This window comes from Ekhidna sp. (assembly GCF_965247405.1).
Taxonomy (GTDB): Bacteria; Bacteroidota; Bacteroidia; order Cytophagales; family Cyclobacteriaceae; genus Ekhidna.
This window is the reverse complement of sequence record NZ_OZ252014.1, coordinates 2,860,879-2,884,127: the sequence shown is the minus strand read 5'-3', so window position 1 is coordinate 2,884,127 and position 23,249 is coordinate 2,860,879. Positions and strand designations below refer to the sequence as shown.

Genomic DNA, 23,249 nt, shown 5'->3' with positions numbered 1-23,249 from the left:
ATTAACTATGTTAAAACAATACATCCCTCATTTATGACCCAAACACCTTCACCCTTACAAATTATTCCCGTCTTATCTTCTGCTGACATTAAGCGTGATGTAGCGTGGTATGAAAAATTTACTGGTTTCAAATATGTATTTGGAGATAATGGTTATGTTGGTTTGCAAAGAGATCATTTAGAAATTCACTTACAGTTTCATCACGATAACGAACATGATCCTGTAACTCCATCGGTCATTAAAATCTTCGTCTCTGACATTCATCAATATGTAGATGAATTTGTAAAACTCGGAACGATAAAGAAAGACAAGCTCCGAATGAATACCCCTTGGGGTACTCATGAGTTTGGTTTTTATGACCTTAACAGGAATGCCATTTTTATTGTGCAGGATGCATAAAAACGAAAAAGCCTCCATCAGGAGGCTTCAATATTCTTATTACTTGATCTTATTTATTACTCGGATAGATCGCTACATCTCCCAATTCTTCTTCAATCCTTAATAGCTGATTGTATTTAGCCATACGATCTGATCGTGACATAGATCCGGTCTTGATTTGTCCTGAGTTTGTTGCAACCGCAATGTCAGCGATTGTTGCATCTTCCGTCTCACCTGACCTATGAGATACTACTGCCGTCCAGCCAGCTTTATGAGCCATTTCAATCGCATCCAAAGTTTCAGTAAGCGTACCGATTTGATTTACTTTTATCAAAATGGAGTTCGCCGCATTTTCTTTGATAGCTTTCTCCAGAAATTTCACATTTGTTACTAACAGATCATCTCCTACCAGCTGGCATTTACCTCCAATTTTTTCGGTTACCATTTTCCATCCTTCCCAGTCGTTTTCATCACAGCCATCCTCAATACTGTCAATTGGATATTTGCTTACCAATTCGGCCAGGTACTCAGCTTGCTCCGCACTTGATCGTTTAGCTCCGTTTGGTCCTTCAAATTTACTGTAATCGTAAACACCATTTTCAAAGAACTCAGAAGATGCGCAATCCAATGCGATGGTAACATCAGAGCCGGGCTTATATCCTGCCTTTTCGATGGCAGCCAATACGCTTTCCAATGCTTCTTCAGTGCCACCTTCAAAGTTTGGCGCAAAACCACCTTCATCACCAACTGCTGTACTCAACCCCTTGTCGTGGATGATTGCCTTCAGATTATGGAATATTTCACCTCCCATTCTGATCGCTTCTGAAAAAGTAGGTGCCCCAACTGGACGGATCATGAATTCCTGAAAGGCGATAGGAGCATCTGAGTGCGATCCACCATTGATAATATTCATCATCGGTACGGGAAGTGTCTTTGCATTGACTCCACCAATATACCTATACAGTGGCAACTGACATGCGTCGGCACCTGCATGGGCCACAGCCAAAGACACTCCTAAAATTGCATTAGCGCCTAGTTTTGATTTGTTGGGCGTACCGTCCAAATCAATCATCAATTGATCGATGTAGGCCTGCTCGACTACCAACAGCCCTTCTATTTCAGGAGCGATGATATCATTCACGTTATCAACTGCTTTTTGAACCCCTTTGCCCATGTAGCGAGACTTGTCACCGTCTCTGAGTTCTACGGCTTCATGCTCTCCCGTTGAAGCTCCCGAAGGAACTGCTGCTCTACCAATATAGCCATCTTCAGTGATCACCTCTACTTCTACAGTAGGGTTACCACGGGAGTCCATAATCTGTCTCGCAAATACACTTTCGATAACGCTCATTTACTTATTGTCTTTTATTAGTTGGATAAAATCGTCGAATAGATAGGTAGAATCATTGGGGCCTGGTGAGGATTCCGGGTGATATTGCACGGCAAATGCCGGCTTATCTTTCAACCTGAGTCCCTCAACCGTATCATGATTCAAATCGATATGGGTTAATTCGGCTACATTGGAGTTTTTCAACGCTTCCATCTCCACAGCAAATCCATGATTTTGCGAAGTAACTTCACTTAATCCGGTGTTTAAGTTCTTCACGGGGTGGTTCAAACCTCTGTGTCCATGATGCATTTTATAGGTAGAGATACCGACTGCTAGTGCAAGGATCTGACTTCCCATGCAAATTCCGAAAACGGGTTTATTGGCTTCCAATATTTCTTTTGCGGTATTAGAAGCATAATCCATCACCGCCGGGTCTCCAGGTCCATTGGAAATGAAATATCCATCAGGACTCCACTTCTCCATTTCTGCAAAGGTGGTTTTCGCAGGAAACACTTTACAGTGACAGTTTCGGTTTACCAGATTTTTCAGAATGGATTTCTTTATGCCAAGATCCAGTACAGCTACTTTAAATCCATTGTTATCTACACCAAGTTCGTACGGTTCTTTGGTAGTCACTTGGGTAGAAAGCTCCAGGGCTTCCATACTTGGGATCTTGTCCAGTTCTGCTTGCAGCGACTCCCCTTCCAGTTCTGAGGAGATAATCGCATTCATTGCTCCCTTGGTTCGAATATGACGGACAATCTTGCGGGTATCTACACCAGCAATACCAACCGTATTGTTTTTTTCCAGGAAATCTTGCAGACTTTCGGTTGCCTTGGTTCTACTGTAGATGTGAGAAAAATCATTAACCACCAAACCCTTTATGGTAGGCGTATCGCTCTCCACCTCGGTATCAATGGCTCCATAGTTTCCTATGTGCGAGGTGGTATTTACAATGATTTGACCATAATAGGATGGATCGGTATAAATCTCCTGGTATCCGGTCATTCCGGTATTGAAGCAGATCTCGCCTCCGGAAGTCCCTTGTTTTCCAATAGAATATCCAGTAAATGTCGTGCCATCTTCAAGTAAAAGAGTGGCTTTCTTTCGGGTAGGGTATTTCATACTGGGGAGCAAAAATAGTTATGGATTGGGCAATAAAAAAGCCATCTAAAAACTCAGATGGCTCTCAATCGATTTCGGTTTAAAATTTTATTCTTTGATGAGTCTTGAAGTGATCTCCCTTCCTCCAAAATTAAACTTTACAAAATAGGTCCCGTGATCCAAATTGGAGATATCCAATAAAGAGCGTGTACTCTTTGATGATTTAGGATAAGATTCCTGACTAAGAACTTCTTTCCCGTTCAGATCAAAAATTTTCACAGAAACATCTCCAATATAGTCATTGATCATTTCAACGGTAATTCTGCCTTTGCTTGGGTTGGGATAAACAGTTACCCCAGCTTCTTCCCACTCAGCCACAGCAGTCACATCAGAAATGCTAATTTCAAATGACTTAGCAAAACTATTCCCATCATTATCCTCTGTTTGAATTCGTATGGTATAAACGGCCTTGGTTTCAAAATCGAATACCGCATCAGACTTGAGTTCAGTGCCCGAAATCACAAAATCATCATTATCATCTGATCCATCTCCACTTACCAATGAAAACGTATGTGTATCATCATCCTCATCAACTGCATCCAGCGTACCAATAAGCGTCCCTGCAGCATCCATTTCTGCGATTGTATTATTTGATAATGTTATATCCGAAGGCACAGCAAGGCTAACTACTTCTAATGAAACTTCATTATTACTAATATCTTCATCTCCTGAAACTGAGACCTCAACACGCACTTCATATGCTCCTGAGGTACTGAAATCATAAGTAGTGGTGAAAGTGTGTTGATATGAACTCAGGTTATCTATGGTCTCCGTAACATTATCAGTCACAACCAATTCATTATCCACATAAAGAAGAATATCATAGTCACTTATTGATAAGTTACCCAGATTTTGAACCGTTGCTTTAATTACTGTTTCACTCTCCGTAAACACTCCGTCTTCAAGCTCATCTATACTTTCAGCCATTAGATCAGTGTCGAAGAAAGGTACTGTAGCAGAATACACTCCGTTTCCATGAGTTGCTGCCACTACCAATCCATCCAGCCTAGTGATCATATGCTCTACAACAGTGGCTCCTATTTCATCTTCTCCCTCTCTAATCCATTGTGTGTTTGTTCCATCAAGTAAATCAGTTGAATACAGTCCTGTACTGGTTCCTACAAAAAATTTAAAGTCATTGCCATGGATTCTTCCTATCCTTACTGATGGGCCGCTTCCTGAACCATCCATATTCTCTTCGAGGTTACCACTTACATCAGTCCAGGAAATACCTCCATCATTGGTATAAAAAACACTAGGTATCTCGTAGTTAGAAAAGGTGACCAAAACACGATCATTGTTAATCGGATTAACACTAATTCCAGACACGTATCCCCCAGGAAAATTAGCTCCTGTCACATCTTCTATTGTAGGATTTTCATCACTAGCGTTAGTAACTTTGACAACATTTCCTGATGATGTCCCCGCATAAATAACCTCATCACTACCAATTCCGATCTCACTTACTATACCTGCTACACCTGTGGCAATTGGTTTCCATCCTACGCTTGCGCCATTTTGATTATCTGCCGAGACGGCCTGAGTGTTAACCCATAACTCAAAATCACCTGCCAGATAAAAGAGATTATTGTTTTGAGGATCAAGATAAAATGGAGTAATAAATAAACCTGTTTGGTAATTGTCAGAAGTATTTGACTCACCTTCACCCGGTGCTGGTGGCTTAAAGAACCATGCTGATGTAGCTGTAGGATCGTCAGCACTTGAAAAATTCCAAATGGTCAGATTAGCATTTTGGGATGAAAGAAACCTAATTGTTCCATCTGAATTAATCGCACTATAGGCACCATCACCTCCCCAAGCATCTGTCCACTCATCGGTTGATGTTGTAGAATTATCAGCAAACCAAGTTCCATTATCCTGCAACCCAATAAGCAGCTGGTCTTCAGGTCCTGCTGAAACCGCATAAATCTGAGCAGTGAGATACCCATTATTTAGTGGCGTCCATGAGACAGTGGATGCAGTTACATCACTCGTCAGCTGAACACCACCATCATTTCCTGAATAGGCTCGATTCCCATCAAGAAATATAAACGAATGTTGATCTGGGTGATGATCAAGGTAAAGTGCATAAGAATCATTACTTGATGTGTAACCACCTATCCAATTAGTATTGCTGGTAGATGAAAATCCATCTGAGGAAGCAAATAAATTGGTACCTCCTATTATGACAAAATCAGGATCATCATTTTTTACCTTTATAAGAAGGTCATAGCCTCCCTGAGAATCAAAATCTCCGGTGAGACCACCTAATTGAGGGATGTTTGCAGATAAGTCGGTCCATGTGTCCGTTGCATCATCAAATTTCCACAGGGAATGCTCACTTGTTTCTGTTGCATCCTCTCCCAAAACATAAATAATATCTTCATTGGAAGGTGCAATAGCTATCTCTTTACGCTCTCCTGGAGCAAAAGAATGGTTAATATGAGTAATATCTGTCCAGTTATCACCTCCATCAATTGATCGCCAAACGCCTGCTCCTTCAAAGTTTTTAACGGCATATAAGATACCGGTAGAAGTAACTGCTACATCTGTCAATCCACCTTGGCCAGTAAGGACTTGAGAAAATGAGGCGCCTCCATCTGTAGATCGGTAAATTCCTCCGTAGTTGGCTACTATAACATCCCCATTGGTAGGATTGACAACAATCTCATGATTGTAATCAAAATCCTGATCAAATGACTCAGGAGATTCTGTACTTGTTACAGCTAATAAAGACCAGGTACTTCCCCCATCTGTTGATTTAAATACACCATCACCACGATATGGAGCACCCGAACCACCGGCTGAATTTCCGCTCCATTCACCAGTACCATAATACCAGACCAGACCATCGGTTGATTGAACATCTTGAGCAATACATGTAATGCTTTGCAGATCAGTGAATGTGGTCATTTTATTCCAACTTGTGCCACCATCAGTAGTCCGCCATAAGCCTCCAGAAACACCTCCTGCTAATATCGTTTGTTCGGTTGCATCAGTAAGATCTATAGCAAGGGCTCTTGTCCGACCTCCAACATTGAAAGGTCCCCTATTTTCCCATGTTGTGGATGGGGGAGCAAGAGCAAGTGGATCAATTCGTGATTTAAATAATTGTTGACGCTGATCCATTAAAGCTCGTTCCTTCATCTTGATACCATCAGGTATCTGATTGGTAACAGGGTTTTTTGTCCGCATAAATTCAAACTCCATGCGGGCTTGAGGATCATCTTTTTGATTTTGTATCTGTGCGGAAACACATAGGCTCAAAATCAGGAAGGATGTAGTAGTAAATAATCTTCTCATTGGGGTTATTTTAATATTCGGGTTAGTCTAAACTTCTTTCCACCCAACCCATCAGAAACCTCAAAAGCACAAATGAAATTATCCTGAGGTTGTTTGTTGGATTGAATGTCAATGATCTCGCCAGGGTTTAATACCATTTTTGCACCAAATCCTGCTGCTAGTTGCTCTATTACTTCCACTTTGGCTATCCCAGATTCATAAGCCACTAGCTTTGCACTAATGATTACTTCATCTGGGTTTGGTTTAAACTCTTTTTCAGTTGGATTAGCATTTATATCGTTAGATTGAGAAGTAGCTTGCTTGTTGGAGGTACACTTAATAGTTGCAAGGGCGAAAAGACACAAAATAAGTATTCGCATTATTTTTTTCTGTAAAATAAAAAAAGGGATCGAGCCTAAGCCCAATCCCTTTATATTTTCGACGATTAAATTTACTTAATCTTCTTTTTTCTTATCCTCTTTCTTCTCTTCCTTATTCTCTGCTTTAGGAGCTTCCTCTTTCTTCTCTGCTTTCGCTTCTGCTTTCTCCTCCTTTGCTTCTTCCTTAACCTCTTCTGCTTTAGCTTCTGCTGAATCTTCTTTTACTTCTGCAGCTTTAGGAGTTTCTTCGTTCTTTGCTTTTCCTTTTCCACCTCGTCGAGATCTTCTGGTCTTAGCCTTGCCAGCATCTGTTTCGCTCAATAGTAGCTCGTTGAAATCCACAAGCTCCATCATGCACATCTCAGCATTATCGCCAAGTCTCGCACCGGTCTTGATGATTCTGGTATATCCACCAGGTCTGTTAGCGATCTTTCCAGCTACATTGTTGAAAAGCTCTGATACAGACTCTTTATCCTGAAGGTAAGAGAAAACAACTCTTCGAGAGTTTGTATCATCCGTTTTGGACTTGGTTAGAATAGGCTCAATATACTTTCTAAGTGCTTTCGCCTTAGCTACCGTTGTATTGATCCTCTTATGCATGATAAGAGAAGAGGCCATATTGGAAAGCATTGCACTTCTGTGTGCAGTCTTTCTTCCCAGGTGATTAAATTTCTTTCCGTGTCTCATTATTCTTCCTCCAATTTGTATTTGCCAAGATCCATACCGAAAGTAAGACCTTTGTCAGAAACCAATTGCTCCAACTCAGCAAGTGACTTCTTACCGAAATTTCTAAATTTCATCATGTCAGAAATCTCAAGCGATACCAAATCACCCAAAGTTCTAACGTCAGCTGCTTTCAGGCAGTTATAAGCTCTTACAGAAAGATCAAGATCATTAAGGTTGGTCTTAAGCATCTTTCTCATATGTAGCAGCTCCTCGTCCACCTGCTCCGGCTCTCCTGCCTCTTGTGTCTCAAGGATCATGTTTTGATCTGAGAACAACATGAAGTGCTGGATCAAAATGTTCGCTGCGCCTTTTAGTGCATTTTCAGGGTGAATAGAGCCATCAGTTTCAATATCCAATGTCAACTGCTCATAGTCAGTTTTCTGCTCAACTCGTGTATTCTCAACACTGTACTTCACATTCTTAATCGGTGTATAGATTGAATCTATTGCGATGAATCCGAAGTTTTGCTCAGCTGGCTTGTTTTCATCAGCCCCTACATATCCTCGTCCCTTTTGAACTGTAAGTTCTATCTCGAACTTTGCAGACTCGTCAAGGTGACAGATGACATGATCAGGATTAAGGATCTCGAAAGAGGTAGTTGCTTTAGCCAAGTCTCCAGCTGTAAGCTTCTTCATACCAGAAACATTTACAGTGATAGACCCATCAACCACATCCTCAATCTTTTTGAATCGAACCATTTTAAGATTCAAAATCATTTCACTCACATCTTCTACCACTCCTTCGATTGTAGAGAACTCATGCAGCACACCAGGAATTTTCACTCCGGTGATAGCATAACCCTCCAAAGAAGAAAGTAGAATTCTTCTCAACGCATTACCTATTGTAACACCGTATCCTTTTTCCAGTGGTTTGAAAGTAAAGAGGCCATGGAAATCATCTGCTTTTTCCATTACCACTTTTTCCGGCATTTGAAATGCTAGGATAGACATATATCTTATTTTTTGAGTGTTTACTTAGAGTACAATTCGACGATCAACTGTTCCTTGATGTTCTCAGGGATTTCTTCCCTGCTAGGAGCATTTAGGAACTTTCCAGTCATGCTGGCAGAATCCCACTCCAACCAAGAATAGCTTCTTGCATTAGATGCAAGGCTATCAGTAATGGCTTCAAGAGACTTTGACTTCTCTCTAACACCAATGATGTCATTACCTTTTAATGTGTAAGAAGGCACGTTAACGATTTCTCCATTCACAGTGATGTGCTTATGAGAAACCAGTTGTCTTGCCGCTCTTCTTGTAGGCGCAATACCTAAACGGAATACAGTATTATCCAATCTTGCCTCCAAAAGTTGAAGTAAGATCTCTCCTGTAATTCCACTTTTTCTTGAAGCCTTTTCAAAAGCATTGGAGAACTGACGCTCAAGCACACCGTACGTGTACTTTGCTTTTTGCTTCTCAGCCAGCTGGATCGCGTATTCAGACTGCTTCTTTCTTCTTCCTCGTCCATGCTGACCAGGAGGATAAGCTTTCTTCTGTAGCGCTTTGCTAGCTCCGAAGATTGGCTCTCCGAATCGTCTTGAAATTTTAGTTTTAGGCCCAGTATATCTTGCCATTATCTATAACAATTTAAAAATCTTAAACTCTTCTTCTTTTTGGTGGTCTACATCCATTATGCGGCAGTGGAGTAACGTCTTTGATCATTGTCACTTCAATACCTGTATTTTGGATTGTTCTGATGGCAGACTCTCTTCCAGATCCAGGACCTTTCACGAATACTTCAACTTTTCTAAGCCCTAAGTCGTACGCTTTCTGAGCACATTCCTGTGCTGCTACCTGTGCAGCGTAAGGAGTGTTCTTTTTAGATCCACGGAATCCCATTTTACCTGCTGAAGCCCAGCTGATAACCTGACCAGTTCCGTTGGTCATGGAAATGATTATGTTGTTGAAAGATGCTTTGATATGGGCCTGACCCATTGCATCTACAGCAACAACTCTCTTTTTAGCTTTATCTTTTCTCTTTTGTGCCATCTATCTATTACTTAACAGCTTTCTTCTTATTAGCAACCGTCTTTCTTTTACCTTTTCGGGTTCTCGCGTTGTTCTTCGTGTGCTGTCCTCTTACAGGAAGACCTTTCCTGTGACGAAGACCTCTGTAGCAACCGATATCCAGAAGTCGCTTAATGCTCATCTGAACTTCTCCTTTGAGAACACCTTCTACCTTGTAGTTCTCACGGATCACAGTTCGAACTTTGCCGCCCTCATCATCCGTCCAATCCTGGACTTTCTTGTTAGGGTCAACGCCAGCTTCAGACAAAATTTTCTGTGCTGATGATTTGCCGATACCAAAGATGTACGTCAAGGCAATCTCGCCTCGCTTATTATCGGGAATATCTACTCCTGCAACTCTTGCCATAATTATCCTTGTCTTTGTTTAAACTTTGGATTCTTTTTATTGATCACATAAAGCTTCCCTTTTCGTCTGATGACTTTGCAATCAACGCTTCGTTTTTTTACGGATGCTCTTACTTTCATTTCTTTATTCTTTTCAGTCTCTGACTGTTATTTATATCGATATACAATTCTTCCTTTCGTCAGATCATACGGTGACATCTCCAACTTTACCTTATCACCAGGTAAAATTTTGATGTAGTGCATTCTCATCTTTCCTGAGATATGCGCAATCACCTCATGACCGTTTTCAAGTTCTACTCTAAACATTGCGTTTGACAATGCTTCCACGATCGTTCCGTCCTGCTCTATGGATGCTTGTTTTGCCATTATGCTGCTTGAGTTCTTCCTTTTACTCTACCTGATTTCATCATACCTTCATAGTGCCTCATGAGCAGGTAGCTCTCAATCTGCTGAAGGGTATCAAGAATTACACCCACCATGATCAAAAGGGACGTTCCTCCGTAAAACTGAGCAAAGCCCTGATTCACTCCTGCAATCATTGCAAAAGCAGGTAGGATCGCGATGATCGCCAGGAAAATCGCGCCTGGTAAAGTGATTCTTGAAAGAATATTGTCAAGGAAATCAGCTGTTTGCTTACCTGGTTTCACACCAGGAACAAAACCGCCGTTTCGTTTCATGTCGTCTGCAATCTGATTGGGGTTGATGGTGATAGCAGTGTAAAAGAACGTGAATACGATGATCATAATCGCGAACGTCAGGTTATACTGCCATGAAGTAAAATCAGAGAATGTAGTTCCAATGTAGTTAGCGAAATCACTTTCTTCTCTCCATAGTCCAGCTAGCATAGCCGGCAAGAACATGATAGACTGAGCAAAGATGATCGGCATTACTCCAGAAGCATTCACTTTTAAAGGAATATATTGTCTCTGACCACCATAGACTTTATTGCCTACTACTTGTTTCGCATACTGTACTGGCACTCTTCTTACTGCCTGAACCAATGCAACCGTTACTAACACCACAAAGAATAGCGCTACCAACTCAAGAATGAACAATAACATCTCACTCATTCCCCTGGTGATTGCTTCAGCAGCAATACTTCCCGGGAATCTGGAAATGATACCAATCATAATGAGCATAGAAATACCGTTTCCAATACCCTTATCGGTAATTTTCTCTCCAAGCCACATACAGAAGATCGTTCCTGAAGTAAGGATGATGACTGATGTGAATTTGAAAAAGAAGGTGTTGTTAAGAATTGCTGTCGGCTCGATGGCAGCTGAAACGTAGCTAAAGCCCTGAGCCATACATATAGCAATCGTTAATACTCTGGTTAGTTGATTAATTTTCTTTCTTCCACTATCTCCTTCTTTCTGAAGCTTCTGGAAGTAAGGGACTGCCACTGTCATCAACTGCAACACAATGGAAGCAGAGATATAAGGCATGATACCAAGTGCAAACACCGAAGCATTGCTAAATGCTCCCCCAAGGAATGTATCCAACAACCCAAAAATACCTGACGCCTGTCCGGTAAGTTTTGATGGATCTACTCCGGGAAGTACCACGAAAGAACCAATTCTAAAAATTACCAAAAATCCTATCGTATTTAGGATTCTGGTTCTTAGTTCCTCAATGGAAAAAATGTTTCGTATGGTATCTATGAATTTCTTCATTATTCAACTACTGTAATTGATCCACCAGCTTTCTCAATAGCTTCCTGAGCTGTTTTTGAGAATTTATGTGCTGTAACTTTTAGTCCTGCTTTCAATTCGCCTCTACCCAATACCTTAATGATATCATTCTTTTGAGCAAGACCATTATCAATTAGAACCTGAAGTGTTACTTCTTTCAATTTTTTCGCCTCACTTAACTTTTGAAGGTCGTCCAGGTTGATTGGCTTAGAAACAACTTTGTTGTTGTTTTTGAAACCAAATTTTGGAACCCTTCTTTGAAGTGGCATCTGACCTCCTTCGAAACCAGTCTTTCTGGAGTATCCGGATCTTGACTGAGCTCCTTTGTGTCCTCGCGTAGATGTACCACCTCTGCCAGAGCCTTGTCCTCTACCTACTCGCTTTCTATTTTTTGTTGAGCCCTCTGCAGGCTTTAATGATTCAAGTCTCATGTTTACAGCTCTTTAACTTCTACTAAGTGATTCACCGTTTTGATCATCCCCTCAATGGAAGGAGTCAATTCTTTTTCAACGGACCTATTGATTTTACCAAGACCTAAAGCAACCATTGTTTTATGCTGGTTCTTTGGACGCTTGATCGTACTTCTCTTCTGTGTGATTAATACTTTTCCCATTGTCTTAGCCATTGAAAACTTTATCTAAAGACACTCCTCTTTGCTGAGCAACAGCGAAAGGATCTCTCATTTTATTCAAAGCATCAAAAGTTGCTTTAACCACGTTGTGAGGGTTAGAAGATCCTTTTGATTTTGCAAGTACATCGTGTACTCCTGCACTCTCCAATACCGCACGCATCGCACCACCTGCGATTACTCCGGTACCTGCTGCAGCAGGCTTTAAAAGCACGTGACCACCACCGAACTTACCAATCGCCTCGTGAGGAACTGTTCCTTTGAAAACAGGAACTCGAACCAAATTCTTCTTCGCATCGTCAATTCCTTTCGTGATCGCGTCAGTTACCTCATTGGCTTTACCAAGTCCATATCCCACTACACCGTTTCCATCTCCTACCACTACGATAGCAGAGAAGCTGAATCGACGACCACCTTTCACTACTTTCGCTACTCTTTTAATCGCAACTACTCGCTCCTGAAGGTCGATTTCACTTGCTTTTATAGATCTTATATTGCTTTGTGACATAATTTCTTTCTTAGAATTTTAAACCTCCTTCACGAGCACCTTCTGCCAAAGACTTAACTCTTCCGTGGTAAGGATATCCGCCTCTATCAAAAATAACTGTCTCAATACCTGCGCTTTTAGCATTTTCGGCTAATTTCTTTCCCACTTCCTTCGCTACTTCTACATTAAGGTTTGGCTTGCCAATTTCCTTTGTAGATGCAGATGCTAGCGTCTTACCGTTCACATCATCAATCAACTGAGCGTAAATTCCTTTATTGCTTTTGAAAACAGAAACTCTAGGTCTCTCAGCAGTGCCAGAAATCTTCTTTCTGATACCCAGTCTAAGTCTTTTTCTTCTTGCTGTTTTAGTAATTGCCATGTCTTATTATTTAGCAGCAGTTTTACCAGCTTTTCTTCTAATTTGTTCACCAACAAAGCGAATACCTTTTCCTTTGTATGGCTCCACTTTTCTAAGTGACTTGATCTTTGCAGAAATCTGACCAACCAATTGTTTGTCAATTCCCTCAACAGTCACTTTAGGATTTTTACCTTTCTCTGTCTCAGCAGAAACCTTGATTTCTTCAGGAACAGCAAAGTATATACTGTGAGAATATCCCAGGTTAAGCTCCAATACGTTGTTTTGTACAGCTGCTTTATAACCTACCCCTACAAGCTCCATCTCCTTCTTGTATCCATTGTTGACACCTTCCACCATATTGCTCACTAGTGAACGGTAAAGGCCATGCAACGATTTATGTCTTTTCTGCTCAGTTGGACGCTCTAGCGTCACCACTCCATCTTCCACCTTACAGGTGATATCCGGATCAATCTCCTGAGTCAGCTCACCTTTTGGACCTTTCACGTTCACTACATTTTTATCTATAGTGATTGAAACTCCTTCAGGCAAATTAATTGGTGCTTTTCCTATCCTAGACATCTCAATTCTATTAATACACGTAACATAAAACTTCTCCACCTACATTCTCACGACGTGCTTCCTTGTCAGAAATCACCCCTTTAGATGTAGATAAAATTGCGATACCAAGACCATTCAATACTCTTGGTAGGGTATCCGCCGCAACATACTTTCTAAGCCCTGGCGTACTTATACGCTCTAGGCTTGTGATTGCCGACTGCTTTGTCTGAGGATTGTACTTCAAGGCGATTTTAATAATCCCTTGCTTGCCATCTTCCTCAAACTTGTAGTTTCGGATGAAGCCCTTGCTGTGCAATACTTTAGTGATCTCCTTCTTTAAATTAGAAGCAGGCACCTCTACTACACGATGGTTCGCTGTAATTGCATTGCGAACTCTGGTTAAATAATCTGCTATCGGGTCTGTTACCATTTCTTAAACACACTTATCCCCCTCTGAAAAAGGGGGTGCAAAAATAATAATTTATATTTTGAAACGAAAGGAAGATTGAAAACTACCAGCTAGCTTTTGTTACTCCTGGTATTTTTCCTTCGGATGCCATTTCTCTGAATGTCACCCTAGAGATTCCAAATCTCCTCATGTAACCCTTAGGTCTACCCGTAAGCTTACATCTGTTATGTAATCTTACTTTTGAAGAGTTTCTTGGAAGCTTATCCAACGCCTGATAATCTCCAGCTTCTTTCAAAGCTTTTCTTTTCTCAGCGTATCTTGCTACAAGCTTTTCTCTTTTTCTTTCTCTCGCTTTTACTGCTTCTCTAGCCATAATATCTTAGTTCTTCTTTGAAGTAAACGGCATTCCAAGAGATCTTAACAATTCAAGACTCTCTTCATCAGTTTGTGCAGATGTCACAAACGTGATGTCCATACCTGTGATTTTGTTTACTTTATCGATACTGATTTCAGGGAAGATGATTTGCTCCTGGATACCCAGGGTATAATTTCCTCTTCCATCAAATCCTTTTTCTCTAATTCCTTTGAAGTCTCTTACTCGAGGTAGAGCAACAGTCACCAATCGATCTAGGAATTCGTACATTTTATCACCGCGAAGTGTGACTTTTGCACCAATAGGCATTCCTTCTCTCAACTTGAAATTGGAAACTGACTTCTTTGCAACGGTAGGGATCGCTTTCTGTCCGGTAATCATTGTAAGTTCTTCAACACCTACATCTACCATCTTCTTATCAGATACAGCAGCACCAATACCTTTATTGATGGCAATCTTAGTAAGCTTCGGCACCTGCATTACAGAGCTGTACTGAAACTTATCTTTCAGATGAGGAACAATCTCCTTGCTGTATTTTTCTTTTAATCTAGGACTAGCCATTTGTGATAAATTCTCCTGATTTTTTTGAATATCTCTGCAGCTTACCGTCTGCATTTTTCTTTCTTCCGATTCTGGTTGCATCTCCAGATGAAGGATCTACTACCATTAGGTTGCTAAGGTGAATTGCAGCTTCAGTTTCCTGAATGCCACCTTCCGGATTCGTAGCGGATGGCTTTACATGTTTTGTAACCATGTTAGCACCTTCAACCACTGCCCGGTACTTAGCTCGGTTCACTTCAAGTACTTTACCGGTCTTTCCTTTATCGTTACCGGCAATGATCTTGACAGTGTCGCCTTTTCTTACGTGAAATTTTGCTTTGCTCATCGTTAAAGTACTTCTGGTGCTAATGATACAATTTTCATGAACTGCTTTTCTCTAAGCTCTCTTGCCACAGGGCCAAAGATCCTTGTACCTCTTGGCTCATCATTGGCAGTAAGGAGTACAGCTGCATTATCTTCAAATCGGATATATGTGCCGTCTTTTCTTCGTACTTCCTTCTTCGTTCTTACAACAACCGCTCTGGATACAGTTCCTTTTTTTAAACTACTTGATGAAAGTGCATGCTTAACAGTCACAATCACTTTGTCACCAACAGAAGCATATCGCTTCTTAGTGCCACCAAGCACACGGATCACAAGCACTTCTTTAGCGCCGCTGTTGTCCGCAACCGATAATCTTGACTCCTGCTGTACCATTATTTTGCTCTTTCAATAATTTCTACTAACCTCCATCTTTTGCTTTTGCTCATTGGGCGAGTTTCCATCACTTTAACGGTATCACCGATATTGCAATCGTTTTTCTCATCATGAGCTGTGAGCTTAGTGGTTTTTCTCACAAATTTTCCGTAGATCGGGTGCTTAACTTTTCGTTCTACAGCCACAGTGATGCTTTTCTGCATTTTATTGCTCACCACTTGTCCGATTCTTTCTTTTCTTAGATTTCTTTCCATCACTGAAAATTATTTGCTTGCTTCAGCAACTTGATTTAATTCTTTAGCTCTGATTTCTGTCTCAATTCTTGCCACCAATTTTCTATTCTCCCGAATTTTCATTGGGTTTTCGATTGGAGTAATGCTATGAGCAAACTTTAGTTTGGCATAGTTCTCCTTCTCTACTGCAAGCTTGTTTTTCAGCTCATCCAGGCTCAATCCTCTTAGTTCAGAATTTTTCATTACTCTGGCTTATAATCTCTTGCAATTGTAAATTTTGTTGAGATTGGCAGCTTTTGTTCAGCCAATCGTAAAGCCTCTCTAGCCAACTCGATATCCACACCTGCAGCTTCGAACAAAATGGTTCCAGGCTTTACAGTGGCTACCCAGTATTCAGGAGCTCCTTTACCCTTACCCATCCGTACCTCAGCAGGCTTCTTAGTCACAGGCTTGTCCGGAAAGATTCGGATCCATACCTGACCTTCCCTTTTCATCGCTCTGGTCATGGCAATCCTGGCTGCCTCAATCTGACGGCTAGTGATCCATCCCGGCTCCATCGCCTTGATTCCAAAAGTTCCGAATGCCAGTCTATGCCCACGTTGAGCAAGACCCTTCACTCGGCCTTTTTGCATTTTTCTAAATTTCGTTCGTTTTGGCTGTAACATGCTCTACAAAACTTTACTTTCTTCTTCTATTATCTCTTCTCCTTCTGTTAGGACCGCCACCTGGAGCATTCCCTCCGGTCTGACCTTGACCTACATTAGGTGAAAGGTCTCTTTTACCGAAAACCTCTCCTTTGAATATCCACACCTTGATACCAATCTTACCATAGATGGTGTGAGCTTCAGTAATCGCATAATCGATATCTGCTCTCAACGTGTGAAGTGGAATTCTTCCTTCTTTGTACTGCTCACTTCGTGCCATTTCAGCGCCACCTAATCTTCCTGAGCATTTAATCTTAATTCCTTGAGCCCCTACTCTCATTGAAGAAGCAATTGCCTGTTTCATCGCTCTTCGGAAAGAGATTCTAGCCTGAAGCTGCTGTGCGATAGACTCACCTACCAACTTCGCATCCAGTTCAGGTCTCTTTATTTCGAAAATATTGATCTGAAGATCTTTTCCAGTCAGGTTTTTCAACTCTTCTTTGATCTTATCTACTTCAGATCCCCCTTTACCGATCACTACTCCAGGACGAGCCGTATGAACTGTAAGGGTAATTCTTTTTAGCGTTCGTTCGATCACCACTTTAGAGATGCCTCCTTTAGGCATACGTGCAGCGATGTATTTACGAATTTTGTTGTCTTCAACAATTTTGTCAGCATAGGACTTACTATCAAACCAGGCAGAATCCCACCCTTTGATAACTCCTAATCTAAATCCAACTGGGTTTACTTTTTGTCCCATTACTTGTTGCTTTCTTTAGTTTCGTTAGTATCCTGATTGTGATTATCGATTACGATAGTCACATGATTTGATCTTTTTCTGATTCTGTGAGCTCTTCCTTGTGGAGCAGGTCTCAGTCTTTTCAGCATTCGAGCACTATCCACATAGATTTCTTTCACATAAAGATCAGCTTCTTCGATGCTGATGTCTTCATTTTGCATTTGCCAGTCAGCGATAGCTGTCAAAAGAAGCTTCTCTAATGTTTGTGAAGCCTGGTGTGAATCAAAACGAAGGATGTTAAGAGCAATGTTTGCACGCTCACCTCGAATCATGTCAGCAACGAGCCTCATTTTTCGTGGAGAGGTTGGAACATTTCTAAGTGAAGATTTCACTGCACCTAGTTTTCCTTTGTTCTCCTCACGGAATTTTTTCTCAGCTTCTTTCTGAAGTCTGATTCGTACTGATTTTTTTAGTTTCTTTTCAGCTTCCATTGGTGCTCTTATCTTTTACCTTTATCCTTCTTGGCGATGTGTCCTCTGAAGTTTCTCGTTGGAGCGAATTCACCAAGTTTATGTCCTACCATGTTTTCAGTTACGAAAACAGGAATGAATTTATTTCCATTGTGTACGGCGAAAGTATGTCCTACGAAATCCGGAGATATCATAGAGCGTCTTGACCAGGTTTTGATCACAGACTTCTTACCCGACTCATTCATCGCGTCAACTTTCTTCTCAAGACGAAAGTCTATATAAGGCCCTTTCTTTAATGATCTTGACATTATTTCCTTCGTTTAACTATCTGCTTATCAGAATATTTATTTGGTCTTCGGGTCTTCATACCTTTCGAGTACAGACCGTTTCTAGATCTTGGGTGTCCTCCTGAAGCTCTACCTTCACCACCTCCCATTGGGTGATCTACCGGGTTCATCGCTACACCTCTTACTCTAGGACGCTTACCTAACCATCTGTTTCTACCAGCCTTACCAAGTCTAACAGACATGTGATCAGAGTTAGAAACAACTCCTACTGTGGCAAGACACGTATTCAATACCAATCTCATTTCACCAGAAGGAAGCTTAACTGTAGAGTATTTTCCTTCTCTTGCTACCAATTGCACGTAGGTTCCTGCGCTTCTTGCCATAACTCCACCCTTACCAGGCTTCAACTCCACATTGTGAATAATTGTACCTAGAGGTATATCAGAAAGGAACAATGCATTCCCTACTTCCGGGGCAACTCCTTTTCCAGAGTTTATTACAGTTCCAACCTCTAATCCTGCTGGAGCCAGCATGTATCTTTTTTCACCGTCAGCATAGTAAAGCAATGCGATTCTAGCAGATCTGTTCGGATCGTACTCAATTGCCTTCACTGTTGCAGGGATTCCGTGCTTATCTCTTTTGAAGTCGATAAGTCGTAGCTTTCGCTTGTGACCACCGCCAACATTGCGCACAGTCATTCTACCCTGATTGTTTCTACCTCCGTTTCTTTTTGATGTAGCCACCAATGACCGCTCTGGAGTGGACTTGGTTACATCATCAAAGACAGGAGCCAATCGGTATCTCTGTCCTGGGGTAGTCGGTTTAAGTTTTTTTACAGCCATTTCTCTCTATTATATTCCGCTATAAAAATCAATTATATCACCCTCAGCCACCTGCACTATAGCCTTCTTGTAAGCTGGAGTTCTTCCTTCAATGATTCTTGATTTGGTATATCTTCTTTTCGATTTACCTGGTTGGATCATTGTATTTACAGATTCAACAGTAACACCGTAAGTTTTTTCAACTTCAGTCTTAATCTGAACCTTATTTGCATCCTTGGCAACCACGAACCCGTACTGCCCGTGCTCGTTTAGCGCGGATACTTTCTCAGTAACTAATGGTTTAATTAAAACTCCCATCTTAGTTAAATCTTTCTTTTAGTTGTTCAAGTGTACCCTCACAAAGGATCAAACGCTCTGCATTGATCAAATCATAGGTATTCACTTCATCAACAGTTGAAACATGTGCTTTCTTAAGATTTCGGGAAGACAAGAAAATATTCTTGTTTTTGTCGCTCACTAGCAACAATGACTTCTTGTCTGAAACCGAAAGGCTATTTAGAAGGCTGATGAATTCTTTTGTTTTAGGCGCTTCGAAAGTGAAGTCTTCTAAAATCTGAATAGCTTTCTCTTTTGCTCTTGAAGAAAGTACTGACTTGCGAGCAAGTTTTCTGACCTTCTTATTCAGCTTAAAGCCGTAATCTCTTTGTTTTGGTCCAAAGATGGTTCCTCCACCTCTGAAGATAGGAGACTTGATGCTACCTGCTCTTGCAGTACCTGTTCCCTTTTGCTTCTTGATCTTTCTCGTAGATCCTACGATCTCACCTCGCTCTTTCGTCTTGGCATTACCATGCCTCTGATTGGCCAGATAGTTTTTTACATCAAGGTAGACAGCATGCTCATTCGGCTCAATGCCAAAGATGCTTTTATCCAGGCTGATCTCTCTACCTGTTTCCTCTCCTTTAATATTTAATACAGCTACCTTCATGATTACTTCTCAAGTATTACGAATGAATTTTTAGCTCCCGGAATTGCTCCTGATACAAGCACTAAGTTCTTTTCAGGATAAACCTTCATGATTCGAAGGTTCAATACCTTCACACGATCTCCACCAGTTCTTCCGGCCATTCTAAGGCCTTTGAAAACTCTTGATGGGAATGAAGCTGCACCAATTGAACCTGGCGCTCTCATTCTATTATGCTGACCGTGAGTTGCTTGTCCAACACCACCAAATCCGTGTCTCTTTACAACTCCCTGGAAACCTTTTCCTTTTGATGTTCCAATCGCATCCACAAAGTCCTGCTCATTGAATACATCTTCTATTTTGATTTCATTTCCAAGCTTTACTTTATCCTCAAACTCTTCTCTGAAATCTCTGAATTCCACCACCTTCACTTTCGGAGTAGTCTTTGCCTTAGCAAAATGTCCCTGAAGTGCTTTAGGTGTGTTTTTTTCTTTCCGCTCCCCATAAGCCAACTGCACAGCTTTATATCCATCGGTCTCTTCGTTCTTAACTTGAGTCACGACGCAAGGACCAGCTTCAACAAGGGTACAAGCGATGCTTTTACCGTTCTCGTCGAAGACACTTGTCATTCCTACTTTCCTTCCTATTAAACCAGGCATTTTCTACTCGTTTATATCTTTTAATTACCCTCTCAGGCAAACTTTTCGTGAAAAGGACTGCAAAGATAGCAAATCCGTATGCCGAACAAAAACTTTGATCGGTTATTTTTTAGACAAAAAAAGAACCAATCGATAAAGACCAATTGGTTCTCTTTTCCGGCTTAAAACCGAGTTATACTTTAATCTCCACGTCTACTCCACTCGGAAGCTCAAGCTTCATAAGTGCATCAACTGTCTTCGCACTGTTGCTGTAGATATCTACCAGTCTTTTATATGTGCAAAGCTGAAATTGGTCTCGTGCCTTTTTGTTCACGTGAGGTGACTTAAGGACAGTGAATTTTTCCTTCACAGTTGGAAGTGGGATTGGTCCACTAACAACAGCTCCTGTGGTCTTCACCGCTCGAACAATTTTTTCAGAAGACTTGTCAACCAAGTTGTGGTCGTAAGACTTAAGTTTTATTCTAATTTTCTGATTCATCTTCTTCTAATCTTTTATACGTTGGCTGTGCCTTTTACTTCAGCAATAACTCCTTCAGCAATATTCTTAGGCACTTGATCGTAGTGCGAGAACGTCAATGAAGCAGTAGCTCTACCTGATGAGTTTGTTCTTAGGTCAGTCACATATCCGAATAGTTCAGATAGTGGAACATCTGCTTTCACAACTGTAGAGGTTCCTCTAGTATCCATTCCCTTCATGATACCTCTTCGTTTATTAAGGTCACCTGTAATTGTACCTGTGTACTCATCCGGCGTAACCACCTCTACTGCCATTACTGGCTCAAGGATCACTGGACTACATTTAGAGGCAGCTTCTTTGAAGCCTGATCTCGCTGCAAGTTCGAAAGATAGTGAATCTGAATCCACATCGTGGAATGATCCATGATACAATCTTACTTTCATGTTATCGATTGGATAACCCGCAAGAGGTCCATTTTGCATCGCCTGCTCGAACCCTTTCTGAATAGCCGGGATGAATTCTTTAGGAATTACACCACCTACAATCTGGTTAACGAACTGAAGCCCAGTTTGCTCGTAATCTTCGTCTTTTGGTCCGATCTCGAATACGATATCCGCGAACTTACCTCGTCCACCTGTTTGCTTTTTGTAAACCTCTTTGTGCTCTACAGCAGAAGTAATTGCTTCTTTGTATGCAACCTGAGGAGCTCCCTGGTTAATCTCTACTTTAAATTCTCTCTTTAATCGATCGATGATGATATCCAGGTGAAGCTCTCCCATTCCCTTAAGGATAGTCTGACCTGTTTCATGGTTGGTTTCTACCTGTAGGGTTGGATCTTCCTCAACCAACTTACCAATAGCTACTCCTAGTTTATCGACATCTGCCTGAGCTTTAGGCTCAATCGCGTAACCGATTACCGGATCTGGGAAGACCATAGATTCTAATACAATCTTCGCTTTTTCATTACAAAGCGTGTCTCCCGTTTTAATGTCTTTAAACCCTACTACTGCTCCGATATCTCCACAATGCAGTTGATCGATTTGATTCTGCTTGTTCGCGTGCATCTGGAAAATACGAGAGATTCGTTCCTTCTTATTGGTTCGTGTATTGAACACATATGAACCAGACTCCAAAGTTCCAGAGTATGATCTCACGAAGCATAGTCGACCAACGAATGGATCAGTTGCGATTTTGAAAGCAAGTGCAGCAAATGGCTCATCAGGTGATGGCTTTCTTGTTGCAGGCTCTTCAGTATCAGGATTGGTTCCTGTAATACTATCTCTATCTAGTGGAGATGGAAGTAACTCCATCACATAGTTCAATAGCGTCTGAACTCCTTTGTTTTTAAAGGCAGATCCACAAAGCATTGGCACGAAAGCCAAATCAATAGTAGCCGCTCTCAATGCTGCTACAATTTCATCTCTTGTGATGCTATCAGGATCTTCAAAATATTTTTCCATCAGTGCCTCGTCATACTCAGCAACTGACTCAACTAAATGCTCTCTGTACTCATCAACATCAGACTGCATATCTGCAGGGATGTCAACCTCTTCGAAAGTCATACCCATGTCTTCTTCATTCCAGACATAAGCCTTGTTTTCTACAAGATCAACCACTCCTTTGAAGTTTTCTTCAGCACCAATTGGCAATTGAAGTGGTACAGCTTTAGTACCAAGCATTTCCTTTACCTGCTTACAAACTTTTAAGAAGTCAGCACCCGCACGATCCATTTTATTCACGAATCCAATTCGGGCTACTTTATAGTTGTCAGCAAGTCTCCAGTTTGTTTCAGACTGAGGCTCAACACCGTCTACAGCACTGAAAAGAAATACAAGACCATCTAGTACACGAAGTGATCTATTTACCTCTACCGTAAAGTCAACGTGTCCCGGTGTATCGATGATGTTGATGTGGTAATCGTCTCCTTTATATTTCCAGAATACAGTAGTAGCAGCTGAAGTAATGGTAATACCTCTTTCCTGCTCCTGCTCCATCCAGTCCATCTCAGCACCACCATCGTGCACTTCACCGATTTTATGTTTTACACCCGCGTAATAAAGGATACGCTCGGTAGTAGTTGTTTTTCCGGCATCAATGTGTGCTGCGATACCGATATTTCTTGTAAGTCTTAAGTCTCTAGCCATTTTGGTTCTTAGAATCTGAAGTGTGAGAATGCTTTATTAGCTTCAGCCATTCTGTGCATTTCGTCTTTTTTCTTCACAGCGGCTCCTTCACCTTTTGATGCGGCAATAATTTCCTGTGCAAGTCTGTCTTGCATGGTTTTTTCGCCTCTTAGTCTAGCGTATTTGATCATCCATTTGATGCCAAGAGCGATTTTTCTGTCAGGACGAACTTCGATAGGTACCTGGAAATTGGCACCACCTACTCTTCTAGCCTTTACCTCTACAGACGGCATAATGTTGCTTAGAGCCGTCTTCCAGGTTTCAAGACCATTTTCACCTGTTTTTTCTTCTACTTGATTGATTGCATTGTAGAAGATGTTATAAGAGATACTTTTCTTACCATCCAACATAAGGTTGTTCACAAACTTGGTTACAAGTGTGTCCTGATAAATAGGATCAGGAAGGATGTATCTCTTTTTTGGTTTTGCTTTTCTCATTTCT

36 protein-coding genes are annotated in these 23,249 nt (G+C 41.2%); 1 reads left to right on the top strand and 35 read right to left on the bottom strand.

What is annotated here, in order from left to right:
• Positions 1 to 33: 33 nt before the first annotated feature.
• Positions 34 to 399 (top strand): glyoxalase/bleomycin resistance/extradiol dioxygenase family protein, encoded by a 366-nt coding sequence (locus tag ACP14Y_RS13180; RefSeq protein ID WP_424963399.1) that lies wholly within the window; start codon positions 34 to 36, stop codon positions 397 to 399.
• 49 nt (positions 400 to 448) lie between these two features.
• Here ACP14Y_RS13180 and eno read toward each other — a convergent pair whose 3' ends face one another.
• The 35 genes from eno to rpsG form a co-directional block, all read right to left on the bottom strand.
• Positions 449 to 1,729: a phosphopyruvate hydratase gene (gene eno, locus ACP14Y_RS13175; protein WP_424963398.1), complete on the bottom strand. Its 1,281-nt coding sequence runs from the start codon at positions 1,727 to 1,729 to the stop codon at positions 449 to 451.
• Positions 1,730 to 2,833, bottom strand: a complete 1,104-nt coding sequence (gene carA / locus ACP14Y_RS13170; protein ID WP_424963397.1) for a glutamine-hydrolyzing carbamoyl-phosphate synthase small subunit — start codon at positions 2,831 to 2,833, stop codon at positions 1,730 to 1,732.
• 87 nt (positions 2,834 to 2,920) lie between these two features.
• The gene (locus ACP14Y_RS13165) at positions 2,921 to 6,175 is read right to left on the bottom strand and encodes a T9SS type A sorting domain-containing protein (protein WP_424963396.1); all 3,255 of its coding nucleotides are present in this window, start codon (positions 6,173 to 6,175) and stop codon (positions 2,921 to 2,923) included.
• 5 nt (positions 6,176 to 6,180) lie between these two features.
• Complete coding sequence (locus tag ACP14Y_RS13160) at positions 6,181 to 6,534, bottom strand: hypothetical protein (RefSeq protein ID WP_424963395.1); 354 nt, start codon at positions 6,532 to 6,534, stop codon at positions 6,181 to 6,183.
• 75 nt (positions 6,535 to 6,609) lie between these two features.
• Positions 6,610 to 7,221, bottom strand: a complete 612-nt coding sequence (rplQ, locus tag ACP14Y_RS13155) for a 50S ribosomal protein L17 (RefSeq protein ID WP_424963394.1) — start codon at positions 7,219 to 7,221, stop codon at positions 6,610 to 6,612.
• On the bottom strand, positions 7,221 to 8,210 hold the full coding sequence (locus ACP14Y_RS13150) for a DNA-directed RNA polymerase subunit alpha (protein WP_424963393.1): 990 nt from the start codon (positions 8,208 to 8,210) through the stop codon (positions 7,221 to 7,223). Before ACP14Y_RS13150 ends, rplQ begins: the two co-directional genes overlap by 1 nt.
• Positions 8,211 to 8,230: 20 nt before the next feature.
• Positions 8,231 to 8,833 (bottom strand): 30S ribosomal protein S4, encoded by a 603-nt coding sequence (gene rpsD, locus ACP14Y_RS13145; protein ID WP_349564645.1) that lies wholly within the window; start codon positions 8,831 to 8,833, stop codon positions 8,231 to 8,233.
• A 22-nt stretch (positions 8,834 to 8,855) separates the two neighbouring features.
• Positions 8,856 to 9,248, bottom strand: a complete 393-nt coding sequence (gene rpsK, locus ACP14Y_RS13140) for a 30S ribosomal protein S11 (RefSeq protein WP_424963392.1) — start codon at positions 9,246 to 9,248, stop codon at positions 8,856 to 8,858.
• A 7-nt stretch (positions 9,249 to 9,255) separates the two neighbouring features.
• Positions 9,256 to 9,633, bottom strand: coding sequence for a 30S ribosomal protein S13 (gene rpsM, locus ACP14Y_RS13135; protein WP_424963391.1), 378 nt, complete (start codon positions 9,631 to 9,633; stop codon positions 9,256 to 9,258).
• A gap of 2 nt (positions 9,634 to 9,635) precedes the next feature.
• Positions 9,636 to 9,752, bottom strand: a complete 117-nt coding sequence (gene rpmJ, locus ACP14Y_RS13130) for a 50S ribosomal protein L36 (RefSeq protein ID WP_089356819.1) — start codon at positions 9,750 to 9,752, stop codon at positions 9,636 to 9,638.
• A 27-nt stretch (positions 9,753 to 9,779) separates the two neighbouring features.
• Positions 9,780 to 9,998, bottom strand: a complete 219-nt coding sequence (gene infA, locus ACP14Y_RS13125) for a translation initiation factor IF-1 (protein WP_089356818.1) — start codon at positions 9,996 to 9,998, stop codon at positions 9,780 to 9,782.
• The gene (gene secY / locus ACP14Y_RS13120; RefSeq protein ID WP_424963390.1) at positions 9,998 to 11,305 is read right to left on the bottom strand and encodes a preprotein translocase subunit SecY; all 1,308 of its coding nucleotides are present in this window, start codon (positions 11,303 to 11,305) and stop codon (positions 9,998 to 10,000) included. The genes infA and secY overlap by 1 nt, the downstream gene beginning before the upstream one ends.
• Complete coding sequence (rplO, locus tag ACP14Y_RS13115) at positions 11,305 to 11,754, bottom strand: 50S ribosomal protein L15 (protein ID WP_424963389.1); 450 nt, start codon at positions 11,752 to 11,754, stop codon at positions 11,305 to 11,307. The genes secY and rplO overlap by 1 nt, the downstream gene beginning before the upstream one ends.
• Positions 11,755 to 11,756: 2 nt before the next feature.
• Positions 11,757 to 11,936, bottom strand: coding sequence for a 50S ribosomal protein L30 (rpmD, locus tag ACP14Y_RS13110; protein ID WP_424964439.1), 180 nt, complete (start codon positions 11,934 to 11,936; stop codon positions 11,757 to 11,759).
• 4 nt (positions 11,937 to 11,940) lie between these two features.
• On the bottom strand, positions 11,941 to 12,459 hold the full coding sequence (gene rpsE, locus ACP14Y_RS13105) for a 30S ribosomal protein S5 (RefSeq protein ID WP_420577365.1): 519 nt from the start codon (positions 12,457 to 12,459) through the stop codon (positions 11,941 to 11,943).
• A 10-nt stretch (positions 12,460 to 12,469) separates the two neighbouring features.
• The gene (rplR, locus tag ACP14Y_RS13100) at positions 12,470 to 12,817 is read right to left on the bottom strand and encodes a 50S ribosomal protein L18 (protein ID WP_424963388.1); all 348 of its coding nucleotides are present in this window, start codon (positions 12,815 to 12,817) and stop codon (positions 12,470 to 12,472) included.
• A 6-nt stretch (positions 12,818 to 12,823) separates the two neighbouring features.
• Positions 12,824 to 13,375: a 50S ribosomal protein L6 gene (rplF, locus tag ACP14Y_RS13095; protein WP_424963387.1), complete on the bottom strand. Its 552-nt coding sequence runs from the start codon at positions 13,373 to 13,375 to the stop codon at positions 12,824 to 12,826.
• Positions 13,376 to 13,385: 10 nt separating this feature from the next.
• Positions 13,386 to 13,784, bottom strand: coding sequence for a 30S ribosomal protein S8 (gene rpsH, locus ACP14Y_RS13090; RefSeq protein ID WP_349564664.1), 399 nt, complete (start codon positions 13,782 to 13,784; stop codon positions 13,386 to 13,388).
• Between the two features lie 82 nt (positions 13,785 to 13,866).
• Entirely contained in the window at positions 13,867 to 14,136 is a 270-nt protein-coding gene (rpsN, locus tag ACP14Y_RS13085) for a 30S ribosomal protein S14 (RefSeq protein WP_349564666.1), read from the bottom strand.
• A gap of 6 nt (positions 14,137 to 14,142) precedes the next feature.
• Complete coding sequence (gene rplE, locus ACP14Y_RS13080) at positions 14,143 to 14,697, bottom strand: 50S ribosomal protein L5 (protein WP_424963386.1); 555 nt, start codon at positions 14,695 to 14,697, stop codon at positions 14,143 to 14,145.
• Entirely contained in the window at positions 14,690 to 15,022 is a 333-nt protein-coding gene (gene rplX, locus ACP14Y_RS13075) for a 50S ribosomal protein L24 (RefSeq protein ID WP_349564670.1), read from the bottom strand. Before rplX ends, rplE begins: the two co-directional genes overlap by 8 nt.
• Positions 15,023 to 15,024: 2 nt before the next feature.
• Positions 15,025 to 15,393, bottom strand: coding sequence for a 50S ribosomal protein L14 (gene rplN / locus ACP14Y_RS13070; RefSeq protein ID WP_349564672.1), 369 nt, complete (start codon positions 15,391 to 15,393; stop codon positions 15,025 to 15,027).
• Positions 15,393 to 15,647, bottom strand: a complete 255-nt coding sequence (gene rpsQ / locus ACP14Y_RS13065; protein WP_089356807.1) for a 30S ribosomal protein S17 — start codon at positions 15,645 to 15,647, stop codon at positions 15,393 to 15,395. Before rpsQ ends, rplN begins: the two co-directional genes overlap by 1 nt.
• A gap of 9 nt (positions 15,648 to 15,656) precedes the next feature.
• Entirely contained in the window at positions 15,657 to 15,869 is a 213-nt protein-coding gene (gene rpmC / locus ACP14Y_RS13060) for a 50S ribosomal protein L29 (protein WP_424963385.1), read from the bottom strand.
• Positions 15,869 to 16,291 (bottom strand): 50S ribosomal protein L16, encoded by a 423-nt coding sequence (gene rplP / locus ACP14Y_RS13055; RefSeq protein ID WP_349564676.1) that lies wholly within the window; start codon positions 16,289 to 16,291, stop codon positions 15,869 to 15,871. Before rplP ends, rpmC begins: the two co-directional genes overlap by 1 nt.
• A 13-nt stretch (positions 16,292 to 16,304) precedes the next feature.
• Complete coding sequence (rpsC, locus tag ACP14Y_RS13050) at positions 16,305 to 17,030, bottom strand: 30S ribosomal protein S3 (protein WP_349564678.1); 726 nt, start codon at positions 17,028 to 17,030, stop codon at positions 16,305 to 16,307.
• Positions 17,030 to 17,500 carry a 50S ribosomal protein L22 gene (gene rplV / locus ACP14Y_RS13045; RefSeq protein WP_424963384.1) on the bottom strand — a complete coding sequence of 157 codons (471 nt, stop codon included), beginning with the start codon at positions 17,498 to 17,500 and terminating at the stop codon, positions 17,030 to 17,032. The genes rpsC and rplV overlap by 1 nt, the downstream gene beginning before the upstream one ends.
• A gap of 8 nt (positions 17,501 to 17,508) precedes the next feature.
• A complete protein-coding gene (gene rpsS, locus ACP14Y_RS13040; RefSeq protein WP_349564682.1) occupies positions 17,509 to 17,787 on the bottom strand; it encodes a 30S ribosomal protein S19 in 279 nt (92 codons plus the stop codon).
• Positions 17,787 to 18,608 carry a 50S ribosomal protein L2 gene (gene rplB, locus ACP14Y_RS13035; protein ID WP_424963383.1) on the bottom strand — a complete coding sequence of 274 codons (822 nt, stop codon included), beginning with the start codon at positions 18,606 to 18,608 and terminating at the stop codon, positions 17,787 to 17,789. Before rplB ends, rpsS begins: the two co-directional genes overlap by 1 nt.
• 9 nt (positions 18,609 to 18,617) lie before the next feature.
• A complete protein-coding gene (gene rplW / locus ACP14Y_RS13030) occupies positions 18,618 to 18,905 on the bottom strand; it encodes a 50S ribosomal protein L23 (RefSeq protein ID WP_349564686.1) in 288 nt (95 codons plus the stop codon).
• Position 18,906: 1 nt separating this feature from the next.
• Positions 18,907 to 19,533: a 50S ribosomal protein L4 gene (rplD, locus tag ACP14Y_RS13025; RefSeq protein ID WP_349564688.1), complete on the bottom strand. Its 627-nt coding sequence runs from the start codon at positions 19,531 to 19,533 to the stop codon at positions 18,907 to 18,909.
• A gap of 2 nt (positions 19,534 to 19,535) precedes the next feature.
• Positions 19,536 to 20,168, bottom strand: a complete 633-nt coding sequence (rplC, locus tag ACP14Y_RS13020; protein WP_349564690.1) for a 50S ribosomal protein L3 — start codon at positions 20,166 to 20,168, stop codon at positions 19,536 to 19,538.
• 172 nt (positions 20,169 to 20,340) lie between these two features.
• The gene (gene rpsJ / locus ACP14Y_RS13015) at positions 20,341 to 20,646 is read right to left on the bottom strand and encodes a 30S ribosomal protein S10 (protein ID WP_349564692.1); all 306 of its coding nucleotides are present in this window, start codon (positions 20,644 to 20,646) and stop codon (positions 20,341 to 20,343) included.
• Positions 20,647 to 20,660: 14 nt separating this feature from the next.
• Positions 20,661 to 22,769, bottom strand: coding sequence for an elongation factor G (fusA, locus tag ACP14Y_RS13010; protein ID WP_424963382.1), 2,109 nt, complete (start codon positions 22,767 to 22,769; stop codon positions 20,661 to 20,663).
• Between the two features lie 8 nt (positions 22,770 to 22,777).
• Positions 22,778 to 23,245 (bottom strand): 30S ribosomal protein S7, encoded by a 468-nt coding sequence (gene rpsG, locus ACP14Y_RS13005; protein WP_349564696.1) that lies wholly within the window; start codon positions 23,243 to 23,245, stop codon positions 22,778 to 22,780.
• Positions 23,246 to 23,249: the final 4 nt, after the last annotated feature.

What these genes read in the sequence shown, in the direction of transcription:
- rpmJ (WP_089356819.1), bottom strand. Translation starts at nt 9,752, where the DNA reads ATGAAAGTAAGAGCATCCGTAAAAAAACGAAGCGTTGATTGCAAAGTC.
- ACP14Y_RS13150 (WP_424963393.1), bottom strand. Translation starts at nt 8,210, where the DNA reads ATGTCTATCCTAGCATTTCAAATGCCGGAAAAAGTGGTAATGGAAAAA.
- rplV (WP_424963384.1), bottom strand. Translation starts at nt 17,500, where the DNA reads ATGGAAGCTGAAAAGAAACTAAAAAAATCAGTACGAATCAGACTTCAG.
- rpsN (WP_349564666.1), bottom strand. Translation starts at nt 14,136, where the DNA reads ATGGCTAGAGAAGCAGTAAAAGCGAGAGAAAGAAAAAGAGAAAAGCTT.
- rplD (WP_349564688.1), bottom strand. Translation starts at nt 19,533, where the DNA reads ATGAAGGTAGCTGTATTAAATATTAAAGGAGAGGAAACAGGTAGAGAG.
- rpsC (WP_349564678.1), bottom strand. Translation starts at nt 17,030, where the DNA reads ATGGGACAAAAAGTAAACCCAGTTGGATTTAGATTAGGAGTTATCAAA.
- rpsM (WP_424963391.1), bottom strand. Translation starts at nt 9,633, where the DNA reads ATGGCAAGAGTTGCAGGAGTAGATATTCCCGATAATAAGCGAGGCGAG.
- rpsG (WP_349564696.1), bottom strand. Translation starts at nt 23,245, where the DNA reads ATGAGAAAAGCAAAACCAAAAAAGAGATACATCCTTCCTGATCCTATT.
- rpmD (WP_424964439.1), bottom strand. Translation starts at nt 11,936, where the DNA reads ATGGGAAAAGTATTAATCACACAGAAGAGAAGTACGATCAAGCGTCCA.
- rpsD (WP_349564645.1), bottom strand. Translation starts at nt 8,833, where the DNA reads ATGGCAAGATATACTGGGCCTAAAACTAAAATTTCAAGACGATTCGGA.
- ACP14Y_RS13160 (WP_424963395.1), bottom strand. Translation starts at nt 6,534, where the DNA reads ATGCGAATACTTATTTTGTGTCTTTTCGCCCTTGCAACTATTAAGTGT.
- rpsS (WP_349564682.1), bottom strand. Translation starts at nt 17,787, where the DNA reads ATGTCAAGATCATTAAAGAAAGGGCCTTATATAGACTTTCGTCTTGAG.
- rpsK (WP_424963392.1), bottom strand. Translation starts at nt 9,248, where the DNA reads ATGGCACAAAAGAGAAAAGATAAAGCTAAAAAGAGAGTTGTTGCTGTA.
- ACP14Y_RS13165 (WP_424963396.1), bottom strand. Translation starts at nt 6,175, where the DNA reads ATGAGAAGATTATTTACTACTACATCCTTCCTGATTTTGAGCCTATGT.
- rplC (WP_349564690.1), bottom strand. Translation starts at nt 20,168, where the DNA reads ATGCCTGGTTTAATAGGAAGGAAAGTAGGAATGACAAGTGTCTTCGAC.
- rplR (WP_424963388.1), bottom strand. Translation starts at nt 12,817, where the DNA reads ATGGCAATTACTAAAACAGCAAGAAGAAAAAGACTTAGACTGGGTATC.
- rplO (WP_424963389.1), bottom strand. Translation starts at nt 11,754, where the DNA reads ATGAGACTTGAATCATTAAAGCCTGCAGAGGGCTCAACAAAAAATAGA.
- ACP14Y_RS13180 (WP_424963399.1), top strand. Translation starts at nt 34, where the DNA reads ATGACCCAAACACCTTCACCCTTACAAATTATTCCCGTCTTATCTTCT.
- eno (WP_424963398.1), bottom strand. Translation starts at nt 1,729, where the DNA reads ATGAGCGTTATCGAAAGTGTATTTGCGAGACAGATTATGGACTCCCGT.
- fusA (WP_424963382.1), bottom strand. Translation starts at nt 22,769, where the DNA reads ATGGCTAGAGACTTAAGACTTACAAGAAATATCGGTATCGCAGCACAC.
- rplN (WP_349564672.1), bottom strand. Translation starts at nt 15,393, where the DNA reads ATGGTACAGCAGGAGTCAAGATTATCGGTTGCGGACAACAGCGGCGCT.
- rplB (WP_424963383.1), bottom strand. Translation starts at nt 18,608, where the DNA reads ATGGCTGTAAAAAAACTTAAACCGACTACCCCAGGACAGAGATACCGA.
- rplF (WP_424963387.1), bottom strand. Translation starts at nt 13,375, where the DNA reads ATGTCTAGGATAGGAAAAGCACCAATTAATTTGCCTGAAGGAGTTTCA.
- rplW (WP_349564686.1), bottom strand. Translation starts at nt 18,905, where the DNA reads ATGGGAGTTTTAATTAAACCATTAGTTACTGAGAAAGTATCCGCGCTA.
- rpmC (WP_424963385.1), bottom strand. Translation starts at nt 15,869, where the DNA reads ATGAAAAATTCTGAACTAAGAGGATTGAGCCTGGATGAGCTGAAAAAC.
- rplP (WP_349564676.1), bottom strand. Translation starts at nt 16,291, where the DNA reads ATGTTACAGCCAAAACGAACGAAATTTAGAAAAATGCAAAAAGGCCGA.
- rpsE (WP_420577365.1), bottom strand. Translation starts at nt 12,459, where the DNA reads ATGTCACAAAGCAATATAAGATCTATAAAAGCAAGTGAAATCGACCTT.
- rpsJ (WP_349564692.1), bottom strand. Translation starts at nt 20,646, where the DNA reads ATGAATCAGAAAATTAGAATAAAACTTAAGTCTTACGACCACAACTTG.
- rplQ (WP_424963394.1), bottom strand. Translation starts at nt 7,221, where the DNA reads ATGAGACACGGAAAGAAATTTAATCACCTGGGAAGAAAGACTGCACAC.
- secY (WP_424963390.1), bottom strand. Translation starts at nt 11,305, where the DNA reads ATGAAGAAATTCATAGATACCATACGAAACATTTTTTCCATTGAGGAA.
- rpsH (WP_349564664.1), bottom strand. Translation starts at nt 13,784, where the DNA reads ATGGTAACAGACCCGATAGCAGATTATTTAACCAGAGTTCGCAATGCA.
- infA (WP_089356818.1), bottom strand. Translation starts at nt 9,998, where the DNA reads ATGGCAAAACAAGCATCCATAGAGCAGGACGGAACGATCGTGGAAGCA.
- carA (WP_424963397.1), bottom strand. Translation starts at nt 2,833, where the DNA reads ATGAAATACCCTACCCGAAAGAAAGCCACTCTTTTACTTGAAGATGGC.
- rplX (WP_349564670.1), bottom strand. Translation starts at nt 15,022, where the DNA reads ATGAGCAAAGCAAAATTTCACGTAAGAAAAGGCGACACTGTCAAGATC.
- rpsQ (WP_089356807.1), bottom strand. Translation starts at nt 15,647, where the DNA reads ATGGAAAGAAATCTAAGAAAAGAAAGAATCGGACAAGTGGTGAGCAAT.
- rplE (WP_424963386.1), bottom strand. Translation starts at nt 14,697, where the DNA reads ATGGCTAGTCCTAGATTAAAAGAAAAATACAGCAAGGAGATTGTTCCT.